This window comes from Arthrobacter sp. TJ-178 (assembly GCF_058269275.1).
In genome coordinates, this window is record NZ_JBZCNK010000006.1 from 159,833 (window position 1) to 185,031 (window position 25,199).

Genomic DNA, 25,199 nt, shown 5'->3' on the forward strand with positions numbered 1-25,199 from the left:
GGGGGTGGCACCCGGACCGTGCCGGGTGAAGGATGGGTGAGTCAGACCGGGCCGCACACCGTGCGCCTCGGACCTCAGCGGAAAGGACACCCAATGGCGGATCTGGGCGGTATGGCAGACAAGGCAAAGGACGCGGCCAAGGACAACCCGGAAAAGGTTGACCAGGCCAAGGACAAGGCCAAGGACGCCGTCGACGGCAACAAGGACGACGACCAGAAGTAAACGCGTCCGCAGAATTGGACAGCCTCGAAGCCGGGTCATTCCCTCAGGGAAAGGCCCGGCTTCGTTTTTGACGGGGAGCATGACTTATGCCATCGTCTACGCGTGAACATTCAGCGCGCGGCATTTGCCAAGCTGAGTTACTAAAGGACAGCAACACGTGACACAGCAAGCCGCCACCCCGGAATCCAAGGTTCCGAAGCGCACCTCCGACGCCGGCGTCGAACACGAGGATGAGGGCTACCACAAGGGTCTCAAGCCCCGCCAGGTGCAGATGATCGCCATCGGCGGCGCCATCGGCACCGGACTCTTCATGGGCGCCGGCGGCCGCCTGGCGACCGCAGGTCCCTCGCTCGTCATCAGCTACGCGGTCTGCGGCTTTTTTGCCTTCATGATTCTCCGGGCCCTGGGCGAACTGGTCATGCACCGCCCCACCTCCGGGTCCTTCGTCTCCTACGCCCGCGAGTTCTTCGGCGAGAAGGCTGCCTTCGTTTCCGGCTGGCTGTACTGGCTGAACTGGGCCATGACCGCGATCGTGGACATCACCGCCGTCGCGCTTTATATGAACTTCTTCAAGAAGTACTGGGCACCGATAGCCGAGGTGCCGCAGTGGAGCTGGGCCCTGGCCGCCCTCCTTCTGGTGCTGGGCCTGAACCTCATCAGTGTGAAGGTCTTCGGCGAACTGGAGTTCTGGTTCGCGCTGATCAAGGTGGTGGCCCTGGTGACCTTCCTGATCGTGGGCATCTGCTTTGTCATCTTCGGCACTCCCGTGGAAGGCCAGGATGTTGGCTTCAGCCTCATCTCCGGCAACGGCGGCCTGTTCCCCAACGGCCTGCTGCCCGCCGTCGTCGTCATGCAGGGCGTGGTGTTCGCCTACGCCTCGATCGAACTCATCGGCACCGCCGCGGGCGAGACCGAGCACCCCGAAAAGATCATGCCCCGGGCCATCAACACCGTGGTGATCCGCATTGCCGTGTTCTACGTCGGCACGCTCATCCTGCTCTCGCTGCTGCTGCCCTACACCTCCTATCACGCCGGCGAAAGCCCGTTCGTGACGTTCTTCGGCTCCATCGGCGTGGGCGGCGTGGACGCCATCATGAACCTCGTGGTCCTGACTGCGGCGCTGTCCTCGCTCAACGCCGGCCTGTACTCCACCGGCCGCATCATGCGCTCCATGTCCGTGGCCGGTTCCGCCCCCAAGTTCGCCGCCCGGATGAACAAGGCGGGCGTTCCCTACGGCGGCATTGCGATGACCGCGGCGGTGGCCCTGCTCGGCGTTGTCCTCAACGCCGTGGTTCCCGCAGCAGCCTTCGAAATCGTCCTGAACATCGCTTCCCTGGGCATCATCAGCACCTGGGCCGTGATCGTGCTGTGCCAGATGGAACTGACCAAGCGGGCCAAGCGCGGCGAACTGGACCGCCCGGCGTTCCGGATGCCCGGTGCCCCGGTCACAGGTTGGATCACCTTGGCGTTCCTGCTCGCGGTGCTGATCCTCATGGCCTTCGATTCCCCCGTGGGCACGTGGACCATCGGCTCCCTGGTGATCATCATTCCTGCGCTGATGTTCGGCTGGCGGCTGTGCCGCGACCGGGTTCTGGAGATTGCTGCGGCGCGCGACGGCGACGGCGGACTGTAGCAGCAGCGCCGGGAAATCGGCGGGCGGCCCCTGTGCGGGCCGGGTGCGCGACCTAGCATTGAAGGAACGTGGGAGCTGATCCACGGGCCCCTCTATGTAGGGAGCAGTCATGAAAGCCGCACGCTATTACGACCGCGGGGACATCCGCATTGACGAGCTGCCCGAGCCCGAAGTGAAGCCCGGAACCGTGGGGGTGGACGTCGCCTGGTGCGGCATCTGCGGCACCGACCTACACGAGTATCTCGAGGGGCCCATCTTCGCTCCGGCGCACGGCCAGACCCATCCCATTTCCGGCGAGGGACTGCCCATTACCCTGGGACACGAATTCTCCGGGGTGGTCTACGCCGTGGGTGAGGGCGTGGACGACCTGGAGGTGGGCCAGCATGTGGTCATCGAGCCCTACATCATCCGAGACGACGTCGACACCGGCCCGGACAGCAGGGATTACCACCTCTCCCCTGACATGAACTTCATTGGCCTTGCCGGCCGCGGCGGCGGACTGGGCGAGAAGGTTGTGGTCCAGCGCCGCTGGGTTCATCCGATCGACAACTCCGTACCCCTGGACCAGGCCGCCCTGATCGAACCGCTGTCGGTGGGCTACCACGCCGTCGAACGCTCCGGCGCAAAGGCCGGGGACGTGGCCCTGGTGGGCGGGGCCGGGCCAATCGGACTCCTGACCGCCGCGGTGCTCAAAGCCCAGGGCATCACCGTGGCCATTTCCGAAGTGAGCCCGCTGCGCCGGCAGAAGGCCCTGGAAGCTGGAGTCGCCGACTACGCCCTGGATCCGCGCGAAGTCGACGTGGCCGAGGAAGTGCGGAAGATCAGTGACGGGAAGGGCGCCGACGTCGCCTTCGAATGCTCCAGCGTCCAGGTTGTCCTGGACACTCTGATGGACGCCCTGCGGCCCACCGGGGTGCTGGTGGTGGTGTCCATCTGGGGCAAGCGCGCGGACTTTGACATGCACAAGCTGGTCATGAAGGAAATCGACATGCGCGGCACCATCGCGTACGTCAACTCCCATCCCGCCACCATCGAACTGGTCGAGTCCGGGAAGATCGACCTCTCCCCCTTCATCACCGGCAAGATCGGCCTGGACGGCCTGGTGGACGAAGGCTTCGACACCCTGATCAACCGCAATGAAACCGCGGTGAAGATCTTGGTCTCCCCCTCCGGCGACGGCCTGCAGGGCTAGGCGGCTTCGACGTCGATCACCCACGTCACGCCAAAACGGTCCGTCAGCATGCCGAAACCCGGGCTCCACGCGGATGCGGCGAGCGGTTCGATGATCTGCGCCCCGTCCGCCAGTCCGTCCCACAGACGGGCAACTTCTTCCAGGTCCTGACCGCGCAGGGACTGGAAGAAGGTGCGGTCGGTGACGGTGGTGCCGTTCTCGCGGCGCGTGATCCCGGCAGTTTCGGTGGAGTCAGCGCTGTTCTGGCCCGGGATGTCGTATGCCATCAGCCGAAATCCGTCGTCTGTCTCGAGCTGTCCGAACACAATCTTCTCCGCACCCGGAACCTCCTTCGGCATTCCGAAGTCGCCGTAGCTGGCCGTGGTCAGGCGGCCGCCGAAGACTGACCGGTAAAACTCCAGGGCGGAGGAGGCGGTGCCGCGGAAGTTCAGGTGGGTGGTGGTGGTGATGCTCATGGGATCTGTCCTTTATCTCGTAGCGGCCGCGGTTTGCGGCTCCAAGAACAGACTGAACCCGGTAGCGGACAGGTAATGTCCTCTTCTCCGCACATACTGAAACCATGCCCGGAACCTCGTCCCGAATGCTCGCCCTGCTCTCGCTGCTGCAGTCCCGCCGGGACTGGCCCGGCCAGGTGCTGGCCGAACGCCTGGCCGTCACTCCCCGGACCGTGCGCCGAGACGTCGACCGGCTCCGCGAGCTCGGCTACTCCATCACCTCGGCCAAGGGGCCCGAGGGCGGCTATCGGCTGGCTGCCGGATCGGAACTTCCGCCGCTGCTCTTTGACGACGAGCAGGCGGTGGCTATCGCCGTCGCACTGCAGAGCGCACCCTCCAGCGGAGTGGACCTGGACGACGCCGCCGCCCGGGCGCTGACCACGGTGAAGCAGGTGATGCCCTCCCGGCTGCGGCACCGCATTGAGGGCATCCGGTTTACCGACGCCGGTGCTTCCGCGCGCGTGGATCCAAAGGTCCTGGAAGCTGTCAGCACCGCGGCCCGGGACCGGAAGATTCTCCGGTTCGACTACGGCGGGGACGATTCCCTGCCGCCCCGGCGCGCGGAGCCGCACGCCGTCGTCGCCCGGCAGGGCCGCTGGTACCTGATCGGCTGGGATCTGGAGAAGGCCGACTGGCGCATTTACCGGCTGGACAAGATGGTGCCGAAATTCCCGGGCGGTGCGGCGTTTGCGCCGCGGGCACTTCCCACCGGCGATGCAGGCACGTTCCTCGCGGCGCGGTTGAAGGGGTCCGGGGGCGGGGACGCGTGGCCTTGCTACGGGGAGCTGCTCATCGAGCTTCCCGCCGCCCGGATCGCGCCCTGGCTCGGCGACGGCGAACTCCAGCAGGTGTCCGACGGCGCCTGCCGCGTCCGCGTCGGGTCGTGGTCATGGGCGGGGCTGATCTCCTGGGCACTGCGCTTCGATGCTCCGTTTACGGTCCTTGGCCCCGACCCGTTCCTGGACTCGCTCGCCGGTTTCGCGGCCCGGGTTACCGCCGCCGCAGCCGGACCGTCCCCTCAAAACGGCGCATGACATGGCCACCGGCCCGCTTACGGCCTGAGGCTGCGCGCCCGGGTCTTGATCGCCGAAATAATGTCGGTTTTCGCGTCGGCGTAGTCGTTCATGTCCTCCCACTGCCTTTGCAGCAGTGCTCTCTTGGTGGACTCGTACAGGACACGATCCGCCCCATCCGCCCGCAGATGGTCGCGCAGCAGCAGGTAGTCATCCACGGCAGGATCACCGCGTCCATACAGATGCACATGCACGTCCCGGGCCAGCGTGCGCACCAGGCGGTGCCCCGGCTCGCGCACCCGCAGTTCGTAGCCGGCGGTCAGCAGCGGACCGAGGTAGTCCTCCTCGGCGGTGATGTCCTCCACCACAACGACGACGTCGATGATCGGCTTCGCGGCCAACCCGGGCACCGACGTCGAGCCGATGTGCTCGATCTGAACGTGTGTGGGCGCCAAGGCAGCCTGGATTCGCCGACGATGCGTCGCATAAACGTCCGGCCACCGGTTGTCATAGCTGTGCAGTGTGAGTTCGAGCCGCTCGGGGCCGCCGATCAGCTCCACGGTTGTCACGTCCGGCCGTCTCGGTTTTCGGTTTGTGCTCACCGAAGCATCCTCTCAGACAGGCACTCTCCGGGTGCACACTGTGGATGTCAGGAGCCGGCCGGTGTTCCAGCCGCAGTGATGGCGGAGACCCGGAGGAAGTCGAGTTTTTCCGCTGCCCCGGACCCTGCTGCAGCGGTGTAGGCGACAATCCGCAGATCTGTTCCCGCTACGCTGAAAACGTCACAATCCACTTCCACGTCGCCAACCGCGGGGTGCCGCACTGCCTTTACCTCGGACTGGTGTTCACTGACGGTGCCGCTGTCCCAGAGCTGCCGGAACCGTGCACTGGTGCCGGCCAGCTCTGCAACGAGCGCCTGGACGCCGGCGTCGGCCGGGTACTGTCCGTAGACGCGGCGGAGGTCCGAAACCAGAGACACTTCAAAGCTTTCCCGCCCGCCGGCCGGGGCGATAATCCGGATGTCGTTGCCGCCCAGCGATTCCCCGGCAAAGTGTGCGCGCAGCACATTGGGACGGCCTTTTCCTGCCGCGGCGGGGTCGCCGAGGAGCGCGGTCCACAGCGGACTCCAGGTGAGCAGGTCCCAGGACGCCGTGAACACGGCCACGGGGACCTCCCCGAGCCGCGCGACCAGCCGCTGCACGCCGGGCGGGATGTGGGTGGGAACCGCTCCGGGTCCCGGCGGAAGCAGCCCGGAGATCGTGAAAAGGTGGGCGCGCTCGGACTCGGTCAGCTGCAGTGCCCGCGCCAGGGCCGAGGCCACCTGCGCGGACGGACGCCGGGCGCGGCCCTGCTCAAGGCGCACGAGGTAGTCGACGCTCAGTCCTGCCAGCTGGGCCAGCTCCTCCCGTTTCAGGCCCGGTGCACGGCGGAGGCCGAAGGCCGGCAGACCGACGTCGGCCGGCTGCAGGCGGTCGCGCCAGGAGCGGAGAAGGGCACCCAGGTCACTGCGCGAATCAGGCATGCCTAGAGTCTGCCAGCAGCAGCCCGTCTCTGGGTGGCCCTGCCAGTCCATATGCTGGTCCGGGCCACGACAGCCGGCCCCGCCGTCGGACAGACTGACGCCATGACAACAACACTGATAACCGGAGCCAACAAAGGCCTGGGCTATGAAACCGCACGCCGCCTCATTGAGGCCGGCCACACTGTATGGATGGGCGCCCGCGATGAAGTCCGCGGCCGGGAAGCCGCCGAAGCCCTGGGCGGCAACTTCGTGCAGCTCGATGTAACGAGTGATTCCTCCGTGGAGGCCGCCGCCAAAACGGTTGCGGCTGCGGGCGGCCTGGACGTCCTGATCAACAACGCCGGCATCACGGGTCCCCGCGCCCAGCCTGGAGAACTAACCGCGGCGGACGCGGAAGCCGTATACGGCACGAACGTAGTGGGCATTGTCCGCACCATGCAGTTCTTCCTGCCGCTCCTGCGCGAGTCCGAAACGGCAACCGTCGTGAACGTCACCAGCGGTCTGGGATCCTTCGCCGCCGTCCACGATCCCACCCGGATCGAGGCCCAGGTCGTGTCCCCGCTCTACAACTCATCCAAATCCGCGGTCAACATGCTCACCGTGCAGTACGCACGGGCATTTCCGGAGATCCGCATCAACGCCGCCGATCCCGGCTACACCGCCACCGACCTGAACGGCAGGCAGGGAACCCAGACGGTGCAGGAGGGTACCGACGCCGTCGTGGAGCTGGCCACCCGGGGCGGCACCGGGCCCACCGGCACCTTCATCGACCGGTCCGGTCCCGCCGCCTTCTAGGCCGCTTGCCCCGGTGCACGGGGAACCGGCCGCCTGGCAGCTATAGGCGGACGGTTCCCCCGATGCAGCTCGTGACGTGCCCGCCAACCCAAATGTTCCCGTCCCGGAGACTGATATGCACCCGTCCCCGGCGGCCGAGGACTGTTCCCTGTGACGCGGTGTAGGGCGGCGCAGCGAAACCGGTATCGATCAGCCAGCGCGCCAGGCCCGCGTTCAGGCTGCCGGTCACGGAGTCTTCCCAGACCGGGTCGCCTCCCGAGAAGGCACGCACCTCAAACCGGGTTTCAGAGCCGGCCGGGTGCGGACCCACCACACCTATTTCCAGGTTCCCTGCCCTGCCCGGATCCGGTTGCAGGTCCAGGACGTCCCTCGCCGAGGCAAGCCGGACTCCGATCCACTGCGGCCCGTTGACCAGCCAGGAGGCATCGAGGATCTGTTCCCGCGGGATGCCCAGAACCCCGGCAATCCGGCCGATGAGCTCTGTCTCGATGGGCCCGTACCGGGTCAGGGGCGGCGCCTCAAAAGCCAGCTGGTCACCCTCCACACGGAGAGGGATCAGTCCGGCCGCACATTCCTGGATGACCATTCCGCCGGGCCGCGGTGATCCGCCCGCCTCCAGCCAGGCCTTGGCGGAGCCGAGCGTTGGATGGCCGGCAAACGGCAGTTCTTCCTTGCCGGTGAAGATCCTCACCCGGTAGTCGGCCGCCGGACTGCTTGGGGGCAGGAGGAATGTGGTCTCCGAGAGGTTGGTCCAGGTGGCGAAACGCTGCATCTGCTCGGTGCTCAGACCGTCGGCAGCGTGCACCACCGCCAGCGGGTTACCCCGGTAGGGCTCAGAGGAGAAGACATCGACTTCACTGTAGGGACGGACTTTTGCGGCGCTGCTGCCATCCGGCCGGACGGTCACGGGCGTGCCCAGCCGTCCAGCGCCGTCGTGATGCTCCCCACCAGGCGGTTGAAGCTCCGTTCAATGTCGCGGGGCATTCCGTAGCCGCCGCCGGTTTCCAGGGAGACGAAGCCGTGCAATGCCGCCCGCAGGAAACGGATCGCGTCAATGGCGTCATCGTCCGTCAGTTCATAGCCGGCCAGGACACCGGTCATGACGTCCAGGAACGCAGCCTCAACCTCCACTTCGCCGGGATCCGAGCTCTCCACGGGCAGCATGGCCAGGGGATACTGGCCGCGGTGCTCCAGCGCCCAGCCGCGGTAGGCCTGCGCAATGCGGCGGATCGCGTCATCTCGGGAGCGTCCGATGGCCGCCTGCGCGATGGCCCGGGTGAGCGAGCGCTTCGCCTCGCGGATCACGCCCCGCCGAAGGCCGGCGACGCCGTCGACATGCTTGTAGAGCGACGGGACCCGGACGCCGAAGCTTTCGGCAATAGCCGCAAGGTTGAGGCCGTCACTGTTGGGTTCGTCGAGCATCCGGGCCGCCCGTTCGACGACGGCGGCGGTGGTGAGTCCTGCCCTAGGCACTGCGGGACCCCTCCGGTGCGCCGAGAACCCGGGAGAGGAACGGCAGCGTCAGCGCGAGGAGCTCCCCGGGGGTCTGGGCGTGCGGGTAGTGGCCGGCGCCGTCGATCACCGCGAGGGTGCCCAATCCGGCGGGGAGGTCGGCGAGGATGCGTTCGCCCTCCGCACGGGGATCGGCCCAGTCCGGGTCGGCACTGCCCTGGATGACAAGGACGGGGCAGCGGACATCGGCCAGGCGCGCCCCGGCGTCGGTGGGTGCAGTCTTCATCATGGCCTGCAGCACCTTCATGCGGGCGGGCTCCTGCATCACGGCGGCGATGTGTGTGCGCTCCGTGGCCCAGTCCGCGGGCTTCACGGGGATCGCGATGTCCAGATACTTCAGCCAGCTCGGCACACTCCCGCGGAGCATGGTCAGCAGCAGCTGGACGGAGGAGGTCCGGTAGCGCTTGTTGCGGAGCAGGCCGCCGAGGTCCATGGACTGCTTCCGGGTGAACGGTGCAATCTCGACGGCGCCGGCGATGAGTTCGGGGGCATCGGCGGCGGCGATGGTGGCGGCGCCGCCGCTGATGGACTGTCCCATGAGGACAGCGGGTCCGCCGAGGTGCCGAACCAGCGCGACGAGGTCTCCGGCTATGTCGGTGCGGCTGTAGCCGTCCCAGCCGGTGCTGGATTCACCGCAGCCGCGGATGTCCAGGTTCGCGACCCGGTAGCCGGCGGCGACCAGTGCAGGCACCACGAACCGGTACGAGCGGCGGCTGTCGCCCATGCCGTGGGCGAGGACCACCAGGGGGCCGTCGCCCTGAAGGTCATAGGCGAGACGGTTGGTTCCGATGCTCAGGTACTCGGTCATGATGCCCTCCAGGCACTCGTTGGTAGTGCAAAGCTAACAGCATTAGCTTTAGGGGTCAATCACTTAGCTTTGGAGGCATCACTCTGAGCCCGGCCCGGACTGGCCTGGAGGGAAGCGGCAGGCAAATGCCGGCGACTTTAGCGCTTCCACCGCCCAGGGCACTGCTGCCCCTGATGGGCCCGGGGGTCGCGGCGATACGATCCTCACGGGTCCCTACAGAGGAGCGACGATGACCAATAACAGCACCTTCACGATTGTGGTCGGCTTTGACGGTTCCAAAGATGCCCAGACTGCACTGGACTGGGCCGTGGACGAGGCCTTGCAGCGCAGCGGCCGGCTTCGCGTGGTCACAGCCTGGGCCCAGCAGCCGATGGCATGGTATCCGGCTGTGCTGGAAACGGCCGCCGGCGGAATTGCGGTCATTGACTCCCCGGAGGAAGACGCGAAGGCGATCCATGCCAAGGCCCTGGAGTCGGCAACAGCCAGGGGTGTGGCCGCCAGCGGGCAGCTTGTCCACAGCCACTCAGCGGCGTCAGCGATTTTGGAGGCTGCCAACGACGCGGATCTCGTTGTCGTTGGTTCACGAGGCCATGGCGGATTCTCCGGGCTCCGCGTCGGCTCAGTGACAACCCACGTCGTCAACCATGCACCGGGTCCGGTGCTGATCGTGCGTCCGAAGGGCTCAGCGAGGGGCGGGCACGCTCACGCTGAGCCGGCAGGCTGAGTTCCTTAGACGCGGTGCGTGCTGGCCAGCGGGCAAGCCCACGTATCGACCCCGCCGCGGCCCACCCTGTTGATATAGGTGGTGACGTCCCGCAGGGATTGCCCCAACGCGGTTTCGGTGTACCGCACCCCCAGCTGCTCACAGTGCTGGCGGACCAGCGGGGCGACTTTGCGCAGATTCGGGCGGGACATGGAGGGGAACAGGTGGTGCTCAACCTGGAAGTTCAGTCCTCCCATAAAGGTATCCACCCACCGGCCGCCGGTGATGTTGCGGCTCATCAATACCTGACGCCGCAGGAAATCGATGCCCGCGTCCTTGGGCGCGATCGGCATGCCGATGTGGTTCGGGGCGAAGGAGATGCCCATGTACAGCCCGAAGACGGCGAGCTGGACGCCGATGAACGCTGCACCCTTGCCCGGTGAAAGAACCATGAAGACCAGCACCGCATAACTGACCAGGCGCACAGCGATGAAGCTAAGTTCCACCCACCGCCGCTTGATCCGGCCCTTGCCCAGTACTCGCTTGATGCCCTGCACATGCAGGTTGACTCCTTCGAGCAGGAGCAGCGGGAAGAAAAAGTACCCCTGCTTGGTGGCAAGCCAGCGCGTCAAACGGTTCGTGCGCGCTTCGGCTGCCTCGGGGGTAAAGGCCAGGACGCCGGGAGCGATGTCCGGATCCGTGCCGATTTTGTTCGGTGCGGCATGATGCTTGCTGTGTTTTGCATTCCACCAGCCAAGACCCATGCCGGCAAAGAGATTGACGACGATCAGTGAGACCCATTCATTCCACTTCGGCGACACAAAGATCTGCCGATGCGCTGCATCGTGCCCCAGGAACGCGATCTGCGTCATCAACAAGGCCAGCACCACCGCGGTCACCATCTGCCACCACGTGTCCCCCACCAAAATGAAAGCCGCGGCAAGCACCAGGCCAGTCAGGGTGAGTCCGATCAGTTTGGTCCAGTAATAGCCGTAGTTCCGCCGCATATAGCCGGCGTCCTGGACCTGCCGGGTCAAGGCCGTGAAGTCGCTGAGATGCCGCTGGCGGGCCGGGCCGGGTGACCGGCGTTTGCCATCCGCGCTCGAATCCACACTGGTACCCGTCATCAGGGTGTCTTCCATAATTCACTCTCATATCGGCGGACAAACTCCGTGTCATATTAACCACAACTCGGCGGATGGCCGGTCGAAGCTAAGTGTACTTATCTTATATGAGCTACCGGCACTGGCCTGGCATCACCGTTCCCGCGGCGTCGGCAGCCGCGGCGGAAGCCGCCGTCGGCCGGTTTGAAAGCATGCATGAAAGATCACAGTGAGAGGAAGCGCCGAGTTGCCTACAATTTAACAGGAAGTGGTCGTGTGCATGTCGAAAACTCCGACCCTCCCCATGGCTTCGTTTGTCCTATCTGGTGATGTAAGTGACTCTTGCACATACTGATTCCGCCTTCTCAAGCTCGGCAGCAACCGCTGGCCGTCCTTCGCCGCTGCCCTCCCGCGGACTGCTCGTTGACTGGGATCCCGCGACGTACCGGCAAACGCTGGAGCGGTTTGCCGGGGACCGGGCGTTCGCGGTCCCCCATCCGGAAGCCGAAACCGGATCTCCGTTTCCTTTCCTCCTCAGAGTCTTGGATGCCGATGTTCCGCCGCCGATCATGCTGCATCCGCATTGGCAGCAGGCGCTGGAGGGTTTCGTGCGGGAACAGGCCCGGGGCGTGCCCATGGGCGCCGCAAACCGCAATTACAAGGACCGCAACCCGAAGTGCGAGGTCGCCGTAGCCCTCACGCCGCTGCGCGTGCTTGCCGGGGAACGGTACCCGGAGGAGCTTCAGGCCATCGCTTCCGGGCTGGACCTGCCCTGGCTGCGTTCCTACCTCCGCTTCCGCCATGAGACCGCCACCCACTCCGTACTGCGCATGACGCCTGAGGAAACCACGGCTGCGCTGCGGGAAACAGCCGATGCCGTGGATCGGGTCCGGCAGGTTGAAGGACCGGCCGCCGAAGCCGCCGCCGTCGTCCGCCGTCTGCAGCAGCTTTTCCCAAACGACCGGGGCATCCTGCTGGCCGTCTGCATGAAGCTCATCCAGCTCGATCCCGGGCGGGCAGCCGTGATACCTCCGGGATGCCTGCATACCTATCTGTCCGGCCAGGCCGTGCTGGTGATGGGCATGTCCGATAATGCGCTGCAGGCCGGATTCGCCGACAGGTACGTGGACCTTGCCGAACTCCAACTCCTGACGGGCAACGGGCAGCCGCAGCCTTCCCCCCTGCCCGTGCTCGGTGACGGCGACGGCGAGCAGCGCATTCCGCTCTGGAGCGAAGACCTGGACCTGCGGCGGGTAGTTGTGGGCGATGATCCAAAGCCGGTCCGCGTGGGGCCGTTCAGCGTAGTGCTGGCCGCGATGGAACCCGCCGGCATCACCGTGGATGAGGTCACAACGGCCCTGGAGCCCGGAGCGAAGCTCCTTTACGCCGGGGATCCGGTGACGGCCACGTTCACGGGTCCGGCCCAGATCTTCGTGGCCTCAACGCACTAGCTGCGATCCCCGCAACGGGGTCCGTCCCAGCCCGCGGCCCCGCAGAAGGCGCTCGGAGCACTGGCCCGAAGCCTCGAATCAGCGGCCTCCAATGGACGATATTATGGTTAACCAAGCGTCCATTCCCTCCGAGGCCTTCCTGTTGCGACAGACTGGGGCCATGGGCGCCTTCGTATGAATTGGTGAAATACACCCGTGAGTGAAACAACCCAGCGCCGCGTCAATGTCACCGCATTGATGACGGCGCTGCTTGCCGCCTGCATGGCGTTCCAGCTGAACGCTTCCATGCTTTCCCCCGCACTTGTCACCGTGGAGGAGGAGCTGAACGCCACCTCTGCAGCCGTGGCCCTGACCCAGACCGCGTTCTTCACCTCTGCAGCATTGTTCTCCCTGTTCCTGCCGCGGCTGGGTGACATCATCGGCCGCAAAAAGGTCCTGGGCGGGATGATCGTGGTCCTGACCATCGGCTCAGTGGCTGCAGCGCTGGCGCCCAGTATTGAAGTGCTGTTCCTCGCCCGCCTGCTCCAAGGCGTTTCCGGACCGACGGTTGCCCTGTCGCTGATCATGCTGCGCGTGGAGGTCCGGGAGCCAAAGCGGTACGGCACGCTGCTGGGCGTTCTCACCGCGGTAAACGGCGGCATTGCCGGCGTCGACGCCATCGCCGGCGGCTACCTGGCACAGAATCACGGGTTCGCCTCGGTCTTCTGGGTCATGGCACTTGTGGGCGCCATCGCATCCGCACTGGTCATCTGTGCGGTGCCGGAATCCATTGCGGTGGTCAAGGAAAAGATGGACTGGGTGGGAGTGGTTCCCCTGGTTATCTCCGTGGGCACCCTGCTGACCGCGTTCAACGAAGCCGGCAAGCTGGCCGAGGCCAACTGGCCGCTGATCGCCGGCCTGATGGTCGTCGCCGTCGTCGCCTTCACCGCCTTCTGGAAGGTGGAGAACCGCACCGACCACCCCCTGATCGCCACCTATCTGCTGAAGCAGCGCTCCACCTGGGCGCTGCTGCTGACCACTTTGCTGACCATGACCGGCGTTTTCGCGGTGATGAACGGCATCCTTCCCGCTCTCGCGCAGGACGGCGTGGTGGGCTTCGGGATGGGCGCGGAGGCGTCCGCCTGGTGGACCATCACTCCGTACGCCCTCGCCGGCCTGCTCATTGGTCCTTTCGCTGGCCGTCTGGCGGGCAGTTGGGGCTACGCCAAGGTCCTGCGGATCGGCACCATCGGATCCGTTGTCGCCCTGGCGCTGATGCTTCCGGTTATCGGCAGCGATTCCCGAGTGGGCCTGCTGGCCGTTTCCATTCTTGTTGGCATCACGTACGCCGGCATCGGCAACGTGATGCTCAGCGGGTTGGGCGTCATGCTCTCCCCCAAGGAGAACCCCGGCTTCCTGCCGGGCCTGAACGCCGGAGCTTTCAATCTGGGCGCAGGCCTCAGTTTCGCCGTGATCTACGCCGTCAAAACCGCAACCACGGTCGCGGACGGTTCCGGCACTGAAGGCTACACCGGCGGTATCGTCGCGGGCCTGGTCATCCTGGTCCTGGCCCTGGGCGCTTCCTTCCTGATCCCCAAGCCGGTCCACGCTCAAACCGTCATTGACGCCCCGGCGGAGGCCGACGGGACCCGGGCCGATGCCGAAGCCGAACCGGCCTACGCAGCTTCACCCCGCGGCTAAGACACGGCCCGGGAGAATAACTGCCCCGGACCTCAGCGGAGCGTCAGCACCCGCTGAGGTCCAGCTGACGAGAAGGACCTCGCCTGCCCCGGCGAAGGGCTCACAGCAGCTGGCGCGCGTTGGCCTTTGCCAGGTCGATGAGCTCTCGGCCGTTACCGGCGAGCACCGTGCGCATCGCGTAAACCGCAAAGCCCGTGGCCTGCTTCGCGTCGATCTTCGGCGGAATGGAGAGCTCCTGCCGCTCCACCGCAACTGAGACGAGCGCGGGGCCGTCGTACGCGAACGCCCGGCGCAGGGCACCCTCGAGGTCTTCCGGACGCGTCACGCTTTCGCCGTGCATCCCCACCGCCTGCGCCACCGCGCCGAAGTCAGGGTTCTCGAGCCCGGTGCCGAAGTTGACGATGCCTGCGGCCTTCATCTCCACCTCAACGAAGCTGAGCGCGGCGTTGTCGAACACCACAATCTTGATCGGCAGATTGTGCTGCACCGCCGTCAGCAGCTCGCCGAGCATCATCGCCAGGCCGCCGTCGCCCGCCAGGATCACCACCTGCCGGTTCCGGTCCACCGCCTGGGCACCCAGGCCGAGCGGGGTGGCCGCCGCCATGGTGCCGTGCCAGAAGGAGCCGATCAGGCGCCGTCGCGCGCCGATGTGCAGGTGCCGGGATGCCCAGATGACCGGGGTGCCGACGTCGGGCAGGAAGACGGCGTCGTCGTCGGCGAGCTCGTCGATCAGGTGGGCCAGATGCTGCGGATGGATGGCGCCCGAGCCCTGCTTCTCCAGGTCGTCGAGCTGCTTCCGGGTGCGGCGGTAGTGGTCCAGCGACTTCTCGAGGTGGGTGCGGTTGGACTTGCGCTCCAGCAGCGGCAGCAGCGCCTCCGCCGTCTCGCGCACCCCGCCCACCATGCCCTGGGTGAGCGGTGTGCGTCGGCCGAGCTGCTCGCCCCGGATGTCCACCTGCAGGATCTTCGCGTTCTTCGGGAAGAACTGCTGGTACGGGAAGTCCGTGCCGAGCATCAGCAGTGTGTCGCAGTCCTCCATCGCCCGGTAACCGGACGCGAAGCCCAGGAGCCCGGTCATGCCGACGTCGAACGGGTTGTCATGCTCAATGAATTCCTTGCCGCGAAGGGCATGCACGATCGGTGCACCCAAGGCATCGGCGAGGGCGAGGACCTCGTCGCGTGCGCCCTCCACGCCCGCGCCTGCGAGGATGGTGACCTTTTCGCAGGAGTTCAGCGTGGCGGCGGCTTCCTGCAGCTCCGCCGGGGAGGGCACGGTGACCGGGTCGCTGCGGCGGACCGTGAAGACGCGCTCGTCCGCAGCGTCTTCCAGCGCGGTGTCGCCGGCCATCACGAGCACGGCGACGCCCCGCTTTTCGATGGCCGTGCGCATGGCGATCTCCAGCAGCCGCGGCATCTGGTCGGGGCTCAGGACCATTTCGCAGAAGACCGTGCAGTCGCGGAACAGTTCGGTGGGGCGGGTCTCCTGGAAGTACTGGCTGCCGATCTCGTCGCTCGGGATGTGGGAGGCAATTGCGAGCACGGGAACCCGGCTGCGGTGCGCGTCGTAGAGCCCGTTGATCAGGTGCATGTTGCCGGGACCGCAGCTGCCTGCACAGACCGCGAGCTCGCCCGTCAGCGCCGCCTCGCCGGCAGCAGCGAACGCGGCCTCCTCCTCATGCCGGGTCAGCATCCATTCGATGCCCTTCTCCCGTCGGATGGCCTCGGTGACCGCGTTCAGGGAGTCGCCCGGAACTCCCCAGATCCGCTGGACCCCATTGGCGGCGAGGTTGTGGACGACAGTTTCGGCGATCGTGGGCATACTGTTCCTCTGTTTGGTGCGTTCAGACGGCTCCTTCAGTCTATGCACCGGGGATCGGGCCGTGAAAGAGGTGAGGCTTCACACGACGCCGCGGCTTAAGCGTCTGCGAAACCTGCCGGCCGGCCGGATCAGGCTTCGTCCTCATCCGCGGATGAATCCGGGCTGATGCCTGCGCGCGGCTGCCCTGCCCTCCTGGGCCCCGCGCAGGGCGTGCAGATAACCCCCGGGCCCGTGGATGGGTCCGGGGGTGGGAGATCTAGTTGTCTGGGTCAAGCGCGGCTAGGGCAACGGCCTCAACCTCAAGCTCAAGGATGTGAACCAGGTCAAGTAGCCAGTCAATGTCCGCGGCGGCCTGCGGGTTATCGCGGTACTGGTCTAGCGCGGCGCGGTGCCTAATCTTTGTGAGTCTGTCTCGCGTGTCTGCCGTGGGCGGGCCTCCTTTTCTCTCGCGGCTGGGGGTGCCCGCCCGGAGGGAGGAAACAAGTGCACCGGGCGGGAGTCTGCGCGGGCTAAATGTTCACGCGCCACCGAGTCTTGTTTGCGCGTGCTTTCGCCTTATAGAGAGAAATATTGGTACAAGGCATCTCTTCAAGGTTCCTCGAGACATCGTGGTCCAACTCTTTATCCATCGTATCCGGCGCAAACCGGCCGTTCCAATCAGCCCCGAGCAGTACTGTTCTGGCTCTCAGCTACCCCTGCCGGCGCCGGATCTCAAGCCACTTGCGGTCAAATCCGACCGCCCGAAGACAAGGCCTAGGAGCCCAATGGTGGCAAGGGCAGGGGAAACCGCCGCACCACTGGCTTCTCTCGCCGAGCTCGGTGTCGTTTTCGGCGACATCGGCACCAGTCCGCTCTACGCGCTGAGCACCTCATTTGAACTCGCCCACGATCAGGTGGACCAGGTGGTTGTCTACGGTACGACGTCGATGGTGATCTGGGCGATCACGCTCGTCGTCACCGTGCTGTATGTGGGGATCCTGCTGCGCTTCGATAACGAGGGGGAAGGCGGATTGCTGGCGTTGCTCGCGCTCCTGCGGCGGGCACGGCCGTCGATCCGTCTGCGGTCGGCCGCCACGGTCCTTGCGGTCATCGGTGCGGCAATGTTCCTCGGTGACAGCCTGATCACGCCGGCCATCTCGGTTTTGTCGGCGGTCGAGGGGCTCGAGACGGTGACACCGGGACTCACCGCCCTCGTCGTCCCGATAACTCTCACTGTGCTGTTCGGTCTCTTCCTCGCACAACGCTTCGGCACGGCCCGCATCGGCGGCGTCTTCGGGCCGGTGATGTTGCTCTGGTTCGTGGCTGCCGCCGTCTTCGGGCTCATCTCCCTGGCGCAGACACCCGGCGTGATCCTCTCGCTTTCGCCGCACTGGATCGTGCTGCTGGTGATTGCCGACCCGCGGGCCGCGTTCCTCACCCTCGGCGGGGTGGTGCTCGCGGTCACGGGCGCCGAAGCACCGTTCGCGGATATGGGCCACTTCGGACGACGCGCTATCACCCGGGCCTGGCTCGCCGTCGTGTTCCCGAGCCTGGTCATTACCTACCTCGGCCAGGCGGCGTCGGTTCTGCGGAAACCCGCCGACGCAGGCGGCGCATTTTTCGCCACCGTCCCCGGCGGGGCTGCCATCCCCACGGTGGTCCTTGCCACCGCGGCTACGGTCATCGCGTCCCAGGCGGTGATCTCGGGGGCCTTCAGCATGGTCCAGCAGGCTTCGCAGCTGGATCTGCTGCCGCGGTTCAGGGTCATCCACACCTCGGCTTCTGAGCGCGGCCAGATTTACCTCCCCGGGGTGAACCTGCTCCTGGCAGTAGCCGTCACGACCCTGGTGATCACTTTCCGTAGCTCGGAGAAACTCGCATCTGCCTACGGGATCGCCGTCACCCTCACCATGAGCATGACCATCACCCTGCTCCTGCTGTTGCTGCACCTACGCCGCCGGCTCCTCAGCGTGCCGGGGCTGACCGTGGCGCAATGCTCATCCTCATTCCGGGGCTGTTCATCGCCAACCTTGTCAAGGTGTCGAGCGGAGGGTGGATACCGCTGGGTGTGGCCGCAGCCCTGGTAGCAGTCATGATCACCTGGCGGCGCGCGGACAGCGAGGTTACCGCGGCCCGGCGGCAAGCTGAACCGGAGATCGCCGACATTCTGGACCGGCTCGACGCCGCGCCGCGGGTTCCCGGGACGTCCGTCTACCTCACGGCGCATCCCGGCTCCGTGCCTGCCTCCCTCACCACCATGCTCGACCGCTACCGAATTCTCTCCGACCGCGTGATCCTGATGTCGGTCCGGATTGCCGGCACGCCGTACGGGCGCACCACGGAGATCCATCGGCTCACGGACGGGGTAACGGCTGTCGACGTGGAGTTCGGCTACCGGGAGCCGCTGCGGGTTTTCGATGCGCTTCTTTCAGCCGCGGACCGCCCCGGCAGCGCCTTCACTGTGTCGCAGGTGGCGGAGGCTACCTTCGTGCTCTCCACCGAAACCGCTGTGCCGAGCCGCGGATCGACCCTGCCCTATTGGCAGCAACGGCTCTTTATCGCCCTCCAGCGCAGGGAGCAGCCCTGGTCTGCGCATGCACAGCTGCCACCCAGCCAGACGGTGATCATCGGGCGGGAAGTCTCGCTTTGATGCACCCCTGCCGGTGCCTGCCTTACAGACTGGAAGATCGGAATGTGGTCGCGCGGGTCTACGCGCTGACCACATCCATCCGTCGCACTGGAGCTGTTTCGGAGCCGATGGAGATGCTCGTCGACGTTCCCCGGCCACTCGTAACTGGCCAGGGTCCGCTCCGCGGCGGCGGTGAAGTCCAGGTCCCGACGTCGAACAGGTTGTCGTGCTCGACGAATTCCTTGCCAGCACGATCGGCGCCCCAGTGCGTCGGCGAGGGCGAGGACTTCCTCGCATGCCCCTCGACGCCGGCGCCCGCCAGGATCGCTTGCCCAGAGAAATTTAAGCTCCCTGCCGGAGTCGTATCACCACCAATGGATGAAGTAGTCGCTATGACGCATAAGAATGTTGACGCACCACTTCATCCGGTTGATGACTACTCGGGACTGACTCCGCCGTCCGACGGGATGAATTAGAGGACCAACGAGACAACAAATGCATATTTTGGCGTCAATCTAGACCCGATTCGAGGTCTTAGTGTGTCAGTATGCAAGGATGGAATTCGACTCCCAGAGCATCGCCTCGACATTTGACCCGTTTTTGATTTATTGTGTGAATAATTATACATATATTGGATTATCCGCTACCGCAGAATACTTCGATCTCAAACCAGAGGTAATCGGCAATCTTATTCATGGAACCTACCGACAGCTAGTAGCTAACTTAAAGAATTCCGATATCGAGTATGCCCAACTGAGCAATGCGCTAGTGCCAAATTCCCAACGACACGAAGCAGCTTTCATCTTCGATTCAACACAGGCCGCTAGTAGGCACCTTTATGGCTATTCGTATGCAGCCGAGTGGATTCCCATCCTCAAAGCCCATGGACCTTCGAAGGTCGCAGTCAGAGCAGGAGATATTTTGAAACTCCGCGACGAAATCGTATGGAATGTATTCGAGAAGCGCCTGGTAGGCCCCACTAATTTCGCCCGCTTGCCACAAAACCTCTACTACGTTGTGTACATGAATAACTTGTCGTCCGGTCAGCTCGGGAACATGCACGACGCCCTCACCAAAAGAAGCAAGGGGTATCTCGGCCACGTTGACTGCTCCACATGGAACACTCTCAAGCTTGGGCTCTACCTGCCTCAAGTAGCCCTGAGGATAGGGGATGCAATCATCACTTCCACAGACGACGAAGGAACAGCGAATCTGCCTGGTTACCCCTTCGAGGAGAGTGGCTTCCGAGTCGTTGGTGTGGATGACGAGACTTACCAACTCCTCCTATCCCATCGCATCGATAACGGCATCCCAGAGTGGGCCGCAGATGACAGCTCAATCGCTTTGACGGCACTATCGGGCAGACGGCGTCCTGTCGCAAGTACGCTCGTGACTATAAACGAGCGCCGAGTTGAATACCTTAGAAACAACCACGGGACTTCGCTCGATCAAGCGCTCCTCAATGGATTGACGAAGGACGACCTCGCAATTGCGATTAAGGAGAAGTTTTCAACCGGGCTGATTTACAACTTGCGATTCCGGGCAGGCGCACGAAACGGGGTGCCGACCCCGCAGCTTGACGCTTTTATGTATAGCGTGCAAGTCGAGTTTCCAACAGCTACGGGCCAAGTCAGGCGGTACCAGGTGGGTTTGAAGTATCAGGCGGAGACACATACTAGCGAGGTAGTCACTTTCTACTAGGGGATGTTGTTCGACGATGAACTCGGCCAGGCCGGCCGCCACGAGCCGCCACACCGGGACGGCTCGCCGTCGTGCCCCTGGTGGGGGTGCCCTTCATCCCGCTCGGACCTGCCGGGAGCGCGCAGTTCATCCTCGACCGGTATAAGGGCATCCACACCCTCGGATCGAGGAAGACCGGACGCAGTCACAGGGTTACTCGTCTAACTGCTGAAGCGTAACCGCGGCACGATCGCCTGCAGCAGCCAGCCCGTCGACGATTCTGTGGTAGCGAGTCCTGTCTGCTCCTGTCATCCTGCCGGAACTGCGCAGACTTATAAGCCACTCCTCAGCGAGCCAAAGCCTGTTCGCTACCTGACTAAAGCGTCCGTCAATGAGCTCTTCAACCCATGTCAGACCCACCGTCGCTTGCCACTCCAAGGGTGCACCCTTCGCGAATTTAATCACCGCGTCTACGGCCTTAGCTTGCCCGCGCGCTAAAACCAGCCAACGATCGGCCAATGCCCCGAGGTCTCCTGGCTGCAGCCAATTCTCACGGCATCGCGCAAACGTTCCGTCGAAGTCAGGGTCAGCCGCCTTGGGACTCGGCGTGGGGAGAAGGGCAGCCGCCATGGAATCAAACCACTGGTGCTGTGACCGCAGCTCCGTTGCATCACCAAGAGCATCAAGGGCCGTCTTCAATACCCATGGCCAGAAGCTAGCCATGCGGCTTCGAAGCTCATCGTCGTAGGTGAAGATGGACGCAAATCCGTCGAAGAGAAGATGCAACGCGTTGGAGTCCGCGGCCAGCATCTCTATATGAGACTTCGCAGGAGCTTGGTCTCCAGCCAACGCGGTCACAATCATCCGTCGCGCTATGGGCCCGTGGGTGACATGGGCCTGACCGTCGTAACGTCCCGTCCATCGGTGACTGATACTTCGACCGTGTGCATTCCAGAGTGGCACCCAAAGGTCGTCGACAGATTGCCGTAGACACTCGACCTGCCGGGCATCCACCATGCACGCCAACGGAGTACGTAGGTACTCGACACGAAGGTCATCACCGCCGACATCCAATAGCGATTCATGGAATGGTGGTGATAGCGGTGTCGTGTCCCGCTTCTGAGACTGTTGGTTCCAAGCACCCAATCTACAGTCAGTCAAACTAGCCGTTGCGGCGTCCCACGCTGGTTGATGGCGGAGGCATAGGTTCGCACCCTCTTCAATTTCGCAGGCAGCGCTCCAGACAGGTTCACAACCTTTGACAAACGTCGCACGGACCTCCTCCTGGCGATTCCTTGAAAGATACTGCATGCCCTTCTTAATCCGTTCCAGGTCCAGATTTAAGTGGTCGAAGGGTGCAAGAAGCAGGAGCGGCAGGGCTGCCGCAGCCGCCCTATTCGCATCAATCGGGAATACGGATCCTCCAGAACCCACCTCATCGGCGCGGGGTTTTTCAGCAGCTAAAAGAACGGCTCCTGCGGCCCAAACGAGGTTCGACTTATCCAAGACAACGTGCCCGAGAGCATGTGCTCTCAGAGCAGCCGCCGCGACAGCAGTCAGGGGGTTCTCTGACCAATGTAAATCTTCGGGCATAACCGCGTCATGTTCCATTCCACGGGCGATCGCTAGGTCCTCGAGAATTTCATCATGAGGCCATGTATCGGGTTCGGCGTTGTGCCACCCATAGCGGTTCTGGAGACGGTACAACTCGTTGATAACTTCGAACTCTTGATTCTTCGGAGCCAGTACCTCCTCAATTTTCGCGGGGCGTTCGAACTGGATCAACACACCATTCTTCGTGCCGCTTGCTTGATAGTTATCGGAGTGGAACAGGGCAGCCCAGCCCTCGATCATGGCGTGATACTCGACGTCTTCACTGGCCTCGACGGGCCCAGTCTTTGAATTTTCCACGAGCCTGAATGCAATACTTTCCAGCTCTGTTAGACGGGCTCGATTCCCATTAACCCGCGCCGTCACGACCATCGCTGCTACGGTGTGGTGCGGCGTACTTCCCCGTTTGTCACCTCCAGTCAGTTTATCCGCATCTGGATCGCGCACGCTAAAATGCTCAGCGGTCACCCTATTTGTTTCCAAGTGCCAGATTCTAGGGTGAACCAAAAATGAATCTAAGAGGTCCTCGACTTCGTCTGGATGACGAGTCAGGAACCCCACAAGAAGTCCCGGTATAGCTAGGTTCTGGCAATCACGCAATAACAAATCCAAGATGGAACGCGCTGGAACTTGCACATCTTCCAGTAAATAGTCGGCAAACTTCTCTAGGGCAAGAAGTGCGCTCATGCACGGATACGGCCCAACCGTTGTCCCGCGATACCACGACCAGACGTGACTATCACCTATGTATAGCCGATCTTCCATCCCCAAGAGACTAAGGCGAGCACCGTCGAGGGTTTCCGGTTCAGAGGAATGAAGACTGTTTAGCTGCGCGACCCGATGAGTAGCCGCGTGATCCAGCATTTTATTGATGAATTTTACTGTCTCCAATGGCACAGTATGGAGCAACCTATAAAATGGACCATAATACCAAGCCGCACTTGGCGCTCCGAATGCACTCGAGCCATGGCCGAAATTCCTTATACCTTCACTGAGGTAATCGTGAATCGCCCAAGGGTTATTGGGATCCGGTTGCTCAATATAGTACTTTTCGGCCAATTCGAGCAGTAGCTTCGGGCGATTTACGGACATACTCGCAACAACAAAACCTGATTCGACGGCGGCACTAAGGGCATCTGGTCGAGTTTCCGCAATCCTACGGAGCCACGAGATCGCTGCGTCGTTCAGGTCGGCCCCCATAAGTGCAAGCGCCTCAACAGCGAACCCGTCGTAGCTCGGCGATCCACCGTCGAGTATAAAATCCCGTACGTGTTGGCGAAGTGGATCAGGCTGGCGGCGGTTAACCGCCATTCCACGCAACCACGCGAGAACCAGGCGCTGAACTGTTTCCCTGACTGTGCGAGACCCAACCATCCGGTTGCCAGGAAGCTCCGGGGCATCACAGAAAATCACCTTTACAAGCGGGGCGAGGACGAACGTGTCGCCCACGGAGCCATTCACGTAACGCCCCTCGGCGAGGCGGAGCAACGTCACAAGAGCAGAGCAATTGTTTTCAATTAGTGGCCCCCATAGCTGACGAATGGCGGACGAGGCATCCCCCAGCGTCAGAAGGGCTTCGAACGGAACTTCCAACCATCTGTCACCATGGGCAGTAGCTATCTCCTTAAACGCGGAGGTGAGGTTGGTCCAAGCGTCCGGGACACCCGAATTGATGAATTCTGTCTCGCATCCGAGGCGAGCTGCTCGGATAGACCATCGCGGCGCACCTGCTAAACCAAGACTTGACCAACGCTCAGAGATAAAAAGCCGGCATAGGGCAAAGTCCCGAAAGAGGTCCGTCGAGAATTCGTCACCCGTAGACAGCGCGGGATTATTCGGAATTCGGAGGACCCCGTCTGATCGGAGCTCGGCGGCTGCAGTTCCGCGCTGCGGGAAGGTCGGAATACCCAGAGTCCATCTGGCAACTTGCAACGCGGCCTGTTCCCGGTCATCGGGGGACGCTCCATTGACGAGTCGGATTTCATTGTTGCGAACAGTGCTTTGCCAAACTGCTTTGAAAACGTCTGCTTCACACATGAAGTTGGCCGGATCAAGATCCTCGCCGGTGCGCAATAATACGTTGACCAGCCCCAACCGCCCAAGCAGCCACCGAGTTCGCGAATCAACCGCTAAACGAGACAAAGCGGGAAAGGTTGCCGCAAGGGCATCGCGTTCCTCATCTCCCAATGAGGCTACCGCGTATTCTTCAACGACGCTCGAGCCTGCCGCATTGCGGGACTTTTCCAACGCATCGCGAACCTGACGTGAACCGTCGCTCCGTGTTACAGCAACAACGCCAATTCCGGCTTGAAGCGCAGCCCTTGCTATCGATTGGAAAAGTGGCCCTTTACCTTCGAGAACGGACTCCGCACCGTCGACCAAGAGAAGTCTGATCGCGCGCACCTCTCCCGCCGCCAAGACCTCATTGATGCCATACCCTCCCAACTGAGCTTCGAAGTCAGTTGTGTTGAAAGGTAGGTCTCGCAGACTAATGGCGGTAACAGATGCGCCCTCCTTCCCCATTTCCTCAGCGACCCGAAGACATAAGGCCGATTTCCCAACGTCTGGCTCGCCGGTGACTACGAGAGCCCCAGCAAGCTCCCCAACGTTCCCCATCTCTTTCTTGAGCCGCGACTTTTCTGCCGAGCGATCTAACTCTAGGACCTCGCCTCCGCCATGCAAGGCGGGAATAATAGCTTCGCGTAGGAGCACGCCGAGGCGGTCTAGTATTTTCCAGGCGCCCTCGAACCGGGCCGCTCTCGACAGTGGATAATCACTGAGTCGCCGCCTAATCACCGAGTGGGTCAGGATTGCAGCCTGCGGAGCCCATTCCCCTACGAGTTCTTCGATGCGTGAAAACAAAGCATCAGCTTCGTCAGTCGCATCCGCCTCTAGCATCCGTTGCAATGACCTGACTGCAACGGTTCGGTCAGTCCGGCCCGTCCGTTCTAGGTCTAGTCGCCGAACACTAAGACTGGAGAGGACCCGCCATGTTAGCTCGTCTCTACTCAGTCCATCGGCTGAGGGAAGACCTTTTGCTCCCTGAGTGACCAACTCCTTGACGTGAGAGTACCTTGTACGGATAGCAGCGTTGGTTCGGCCAAGCTGAAGTAAACGGTTTGCTAAATCTCCACCGCTGGGAAGTGACCTTGCCAGTTCAGCAAGCTCGGAAAGCTCGCCTGCAGCCTTGGCATACGTAGATACAGCTAGGACAAGCTTCCAGCGCCCACGTGACACTTCATGCCAGTTGCCCGTGACGATTGCTAAGAAGGTCCGGACCAACGGAACCGACGCCTGGTCGCTTGTTGTTAGGTCGGGGTCTCTACGGACAGCAATGGATGAACGGTGAAGCC

The 25,199-nt window shown here is 63.5% G+C and carries 20 protein-coding genes; 11 read left to right on the forward strand and 9 right to left on the reverse strand.

Features of this window, described 5'->3' with window-relative positions; genetic code table 11:
* Positions 1 to 93: 93 nt before the first annotated feature.
* From AC4D2Q_RS16235 to AC4D2Q_RS16245, 3 genes are all read left to right on the forward strand, one after another.
* Positions 94 to 222, forward strand: coding sequence for a hypothetical protein (locus tag AC4D2Q_RS16235; protein ID WP_269439247.1), 129 nt, complete (start codon positions 94 to 96; stop codon positions 220 to 222).
* Positions 223 to 379: 157 nt separating this feature from the next.
* Positions 380 to 1,855 carry an amino acid permease gene (locus AC4D2Q_RS16240; protein WP_490947481.1) on the forward strand — a complete coding sequence of 492 codons (1,476 nt, stop codon included), beginning with the start codon at positions 380 to 382 and terminating at the stop codon, positions 1,853 to 1,855.
* Positions 1,856 to 1,964: 109 nt separating this feature from the next.
* Positions 1,965 to 3,047: a 2,3-butanediol dehydrogenase gene (locus tag AC4D2Q_RS16245; protein ID WP_490947482.1), complete on the forward strand. Its 1,083-nt coding sequence runs from the start codon at positions 1,965 to 1,967 to the stop codon at positions 3,045 to 3,047.
* Here the strand turns inward: AC4D2Q_RS16245 and AC4D2Q_RS16250 are convergent.
* Positions 3,044 to 3,502, reverse strand: a complete 459-nt coding sequence (locus AC4D2Q_RS16250; RefSeq protein WP_490947483.1) for a VOC family protein — start codon at positions 3,500 to 3,502, stop codon at positions 3,044 to 3,046. The two genes, AC4D2Q_RS16245 and AC4D2Q_RS16250, sit on opposite strands and share 4 nt — an antisense overlap.
* 104 nt (positions 3,503 to 3,606) lie before the next feature.
* Between AC4D2Q_RS16250 and AC4D2Q_RS16255 the strand changes: the two genes are divergently transcribed.
* Positions 3,607 to 4,575 carry a helix-turn-helix transcriptional regulator gene (locus AC4D2Q_RS16255; RefSeq protein WP_490947484.1) on the forward strand — a complete coding sequence of 323 codons (969 nt, stop codon included), beginning with the start codon at positions 3,607 to 3,609 and terminating at the stop codon, positions 4,573 to 4,575.
* A 17-nt stretch (positions 4,576 to 4,592) separates the two neighbouring features.
* Here AC4D2Q_RS16255 and AC4D2Q_RS16260 read toward each other — a convergent pair whose 3' ends face one another.
* Together AC4D2Q_RS16260 and AC4D2Q_RS16265 are read right to left on the reverse strand one after the other, a co-directional pair.
* Positions 4,593 to 5,156, reverse strand: a complete 564-nt coding sequence (locus AC4D2Q_RS16260) for a GrpB family protein (protein ID WP_490947485.1) — start codon at positions 5,154 to 5,156, stop codon at positions 4,593 to 4,595.
* Between the two features lie 47 nt (positions 5,157 to 5,203).
* Positions 5,204 to 6,076, reverse strand: a complete 873-nt coding sequence (locus tag AC4D2Q_RS16265) for a helix-turn-helix transcriptional regulator (RefSeq protein WP_490947486.1) — start codon at positions 6,074 to 6,076, stop codon at positions 5,204 to 5,206.
* Positions 6,077 to 6,178: 102 nt separating this feature from the next.
* Between AC4D2Q_RS16265 and AC4D2Q_RS16270 the strand changes: the two genes are divergently transcribed.
* Entirely contained in the window at positions 6,179 to 6,871 is a 693-nt protein-coding gene (locus tag AC4D2Q_RS16270; RefSeq protein ID WP_490947487.1) for an SDR family NAD(P)-dependent oxidoreductase, read from the forward strand.
* Positions 6,872 to 6,911: 40 nt separating this feature from the next.
* Here AC4D2Q_RS16270 and AC4D2Q_RS16275 read toward each other — a convergent pair whose 3' ends face one another.
* Genes AC4D2Q_RS16275 through AC4D2Q_RS16285 form a run of 3 tightly spaced genes read right to left on the reverse strand, consistent with a single transcriptional unit; the run spans position 6,912 to position 9,191 of the window.
* Positions 6,912 to 7,778, reverse strand: coding sequence for a PhzF family phenazine biosynthesis protein (locus tag AC4D2Q_RS16275; RefSeq protein ID WP_490947488.1), 867 nt, complete (start codon positions 7,776 to 7,778; stop codon positions 6,912 to 6,914).
* The gene (locus AC4D2Q_RS16280; RefSeq protein ID WP_490947489.1) at positions 7,775 to 8,344 is read right to left on the reverse strand and encodes a TetR/AcrR family transcriptional regulator; all 570 of its coding nucleotides are present in this window, start codon (positions 8,342 to 8,344) and stop codon (positions 7,775 to 7,777) included. Before AC4D2Q_RS16280 ends, AC4D2Q_RS16275 begins: the two co-directional genes overlap by 4 nt.
* A complete protein-coding gene (locus AC4D2Q_RS16285) occupies positions 8,337 to 9,191 on the reverse strand; it encodes an alpha/beta fold hydrolase (RefSeq protein WP_490947490.1) in 855 nt (284 codons plus the stop codon). Before AC4D2Q_RS16285 ends, AC4D2Q_RS16280 begins: the two co-directional genes overlap by 8 nt.
* A gap of 229 nt (positions 9,192 to 9,420) precedes the next feature.
* Here AC4D2Q_RS16285 and AC4D2Q_RS16290 point away from each other — a divergent pair, with 229 nt between their 5' ends.
* Positions 9,421 to 9,915 (forward strand): universal stress protein, encoded by a 495-nt coding sequence (locus AC4D2Q_RS16290; protein ID WP_490947491.1) that lies wholly within the window; start codon positions 9,421 to 9,423, stop codon positions 9,913 to 9,915.
* A 5-nt stretch (positions 9,916 to 9,920) separates the two neighbouring features.
* On the opposite strand, the gene AC4D2Q_RS16295 is transcribed toward AC4D2Q_RS16290, so the two are convergent.
* Positions 9,921 to 11,036 carry a fatty acid desaturase family protein gene (locus AC4D2Q_RS16295; RefSeq protein ID WP_490947492.1) on the reverse strand — a complete coding sequence of 372 codons (1,116 nt, stop codon included), beginning with the start codon at positions 11,034 to 11,036 and terminating at the stop codon, positions 9,921 to 9,923.
* A gap of 296 nt (positions 11,037 to 11,332) precedes the next feature.
* On the opposite strand from AC4D2Q_RS16295, the gene AC4D2Q_RS16300 reads away from it, so the two are divergent.
* Together AC4D2Q_RS16300 and uriT are read left to right on the forward strand one after the other, a co-directional pair.
* Positions 11,333 to 12,448, forward strand: coding sequence for a type I phosphomannose isomerase catalytic subunit (locus AC4D2Q_RS16300; protein WP_490947493.1), 1,116 nt, complete (start codon positions 11,333 to 11,335; stop codon positions 12,446 to 12,448).
* Positions 12,449 to 12,643: 195 nt separating this feature from the next.
* Positions 12,644 to 14,128 (forward strand): uridine transporter UriT, encoded by a 1,485-nt coding sequence (uriT, locus tag AC4D2Q_RS16305; RefSeq protein WP_490947494.1) that lies wholly within the window; start codon positions 12,644 to 12,646, stop codon positions 14,126 to 14,128.
* 100 nt (positions 14,129 to 14,228) lie between these two features.
* On the opposite strand, the gene poxB is transcribed toward uriT, so the two are convergent.
* Positions 14,229 to 15,947: a ubiquinone-dependent pyruvate dehydrogenase gene (poxB, locus tag AC4D2Q_RS16310; RefSeq protein WP_490947495.1), complete on the reverse strand. Its 1,719-nt coding sequence runs from the start codon at positions 15,945 to 15,947 to the stop codon at positions 14,229 to 14,231.
* Positions 15,948 to 16,711: 764 nt separating this feature from the next.
* On the opposite strand from poxB, the gene AC4D2Q_RS16315 reads away from it, so the two are divergent.
* The 3 genes from AC4D2Q_RS16315 to AC4D2Q_RS16325 all read left to right on the forward strand — a co-directional run bounded on the left by AC4D2Q_RS16315 (position 16,712) and on the right by AC4D2Q_RS16325 (position 20,256).
* Positions 16,712 to 18,013, forward strand: a complete 1,302-nt coding sequence (locus AC4D2Q_RS16315) for a KUP/HAK/KT family potassium transporter (RefSeq protein ID WP_490947496.1) — start codon at positions 16,712 to 16,714, stop codon at positions 18,011 to 18,013.
* Positions 17,920 to 18,576 carry a KUP/HAK/KT family potassium transporter gene (locus AC4D2Q_RS16320; protein WP_490947497.1) on the forward strand — a complete coding sequence of 219 codons (657 nt, stop codon included), beginning with the start codon at positions 17,920 to 17,922 and terminating at the stop codon, positions 18,574 to 18,576. Before AC4D2Q_RS16315 ends, AC4D2Q_RS16320 begins: the two co-directional genes overlap by 94 nt.
* A gap of 534 nt (positions 18,577 to 19,110) precedes the next feature.
* Positions 19,111 to 20,256 (forward strand): hypothetical protein, encoded by a 1,146-nt coding sequence (locus AC4D2Q_RS16325; RefSeq protein WP_490947498.1) that lies wholly within the window; start codon positions 19,111 to 19,113, stop codon positions 20,254 to 20,256.
* 192 nt (positions 20,257 to 20,448) lie between these two features.
* On the opposite strand, the gene AC4D2Q_RS16330 is transcribed toward AC4D2Q_RS16325, so the two are convergent.
* Positions 20,449 to 24,744 (reverse strand): hypothetical protein, encoded by a 4,296-nt coding sequence (locus tag AC4D2Q_RS16330; protein WP_490947499.1) that lies wholly within the window; start codon positions 24,742 to 24,744, stop codon positions 20,449 to 20,451.
* Positions 24,745 to 25,199: the final 455 nt, after the last annotated feature.

Bases quoted from the DNA above. Each gene is read 5' to 3' on its own strand.
- AC4D2Q_RS16285 (WP_490947490.1), bottom strand. From the start codon at position 9,191: ATGACCGAGTACCTGAGCATCGGAACCAACCGTCTCGCCTATGACCTT.
- AC4D2Q_RS16235 (WP_269439247.1), top strand. From the start codon at position 94: ATGGCGGATCTGGGCGGTATGGCAGACAAGGCAAAGGACGCGGCCAAG.
- AC4D2Q_RS16255 (WP_490947484.1), top strand. From the start codon at position 3,607: ATGCCCGGAACCTCGTCCCGAATGCTCGCCCTGCTCTCGCTGCTGCAG.
- AC4D2Q_RS16250 (WP_490947483.1), bottom strand. From the start codon at position 3,502: ATGAGCATCACCACCACCACCCACCTGAACTTCCGCGGCACCGCCTCC.
- AC4D2Q_RS16295 (WP_490947492.1), bottom strand. From the start codon at position 11,036: ATGGAAGACACCCTGATGACGGGTACCAGTGTGGATTCGAGCGCGGAT.
- AC4D2Q_RS16320 (WP_490947497.1), top strand. From the start codon at position 17,920: ATGCTCATCCTCATTCCGGGGCTGTTCATCGCCAACCTTGTCAAGGTG.
- AC4D2Q_RS16330 (WP_490947499.1), bottom strand. From the start codon at position 24,744: ATGCTAGAGGCGGATGCGACTGACGAAGCTGATGCTTTGTTTTCACGC.
- AC4D2Q_RS16315 (WP_490947496.1), top strand. From the start codon at position 16,712: ATGGTGGCAAGGGCAGGGGAAACCGCCGCACCACTGGCTTCTCTCGCC.
- poxB (WP_490947495.1), bottom strand. From the start codon at position 15,947: ATGCCCACGATCGCCGAAACTGTCGTCCACAACCTCGCCGCCAATGGG.
- AC4D2Q_RS16270 (WP_490947487.1), top strand. From the start codon at position 6,179: ATGACAACAACACTGATAACCGGAGCCAACAAAGGCCTGGGCTATGAA.
- AC4D2Q_RS16245 (WP_490947482.1), top strand. From the start codon at position 1,965: ATGAAAGCCGCACGCTATTACGACCGCGGGGACATCCGCATTGACGAG.
- AC4D2Q_RS16290 (WP_490947491.1), top strand. From the start codon at position 9,421: ATGACCAATAACAGCACCTTCACGATTGTGGTCGGCTTTGACGGTTCC.
- AC4D2Q_RS16265 (WP_490947486.1), bottom strand. From the start codon at position 6,076: ATGCCTGATTCGCGCAGTGACCTGGGTGCCCTTCTCCGCTCCTGGCGC.
- AC4D2Q_RS16325 (WP_490947498.1), top strand. From the start codon at position 19,111: ATGGAATTCGACTCCCAGAGCATCGCCTCGACATTTGACCCGTTTTTG.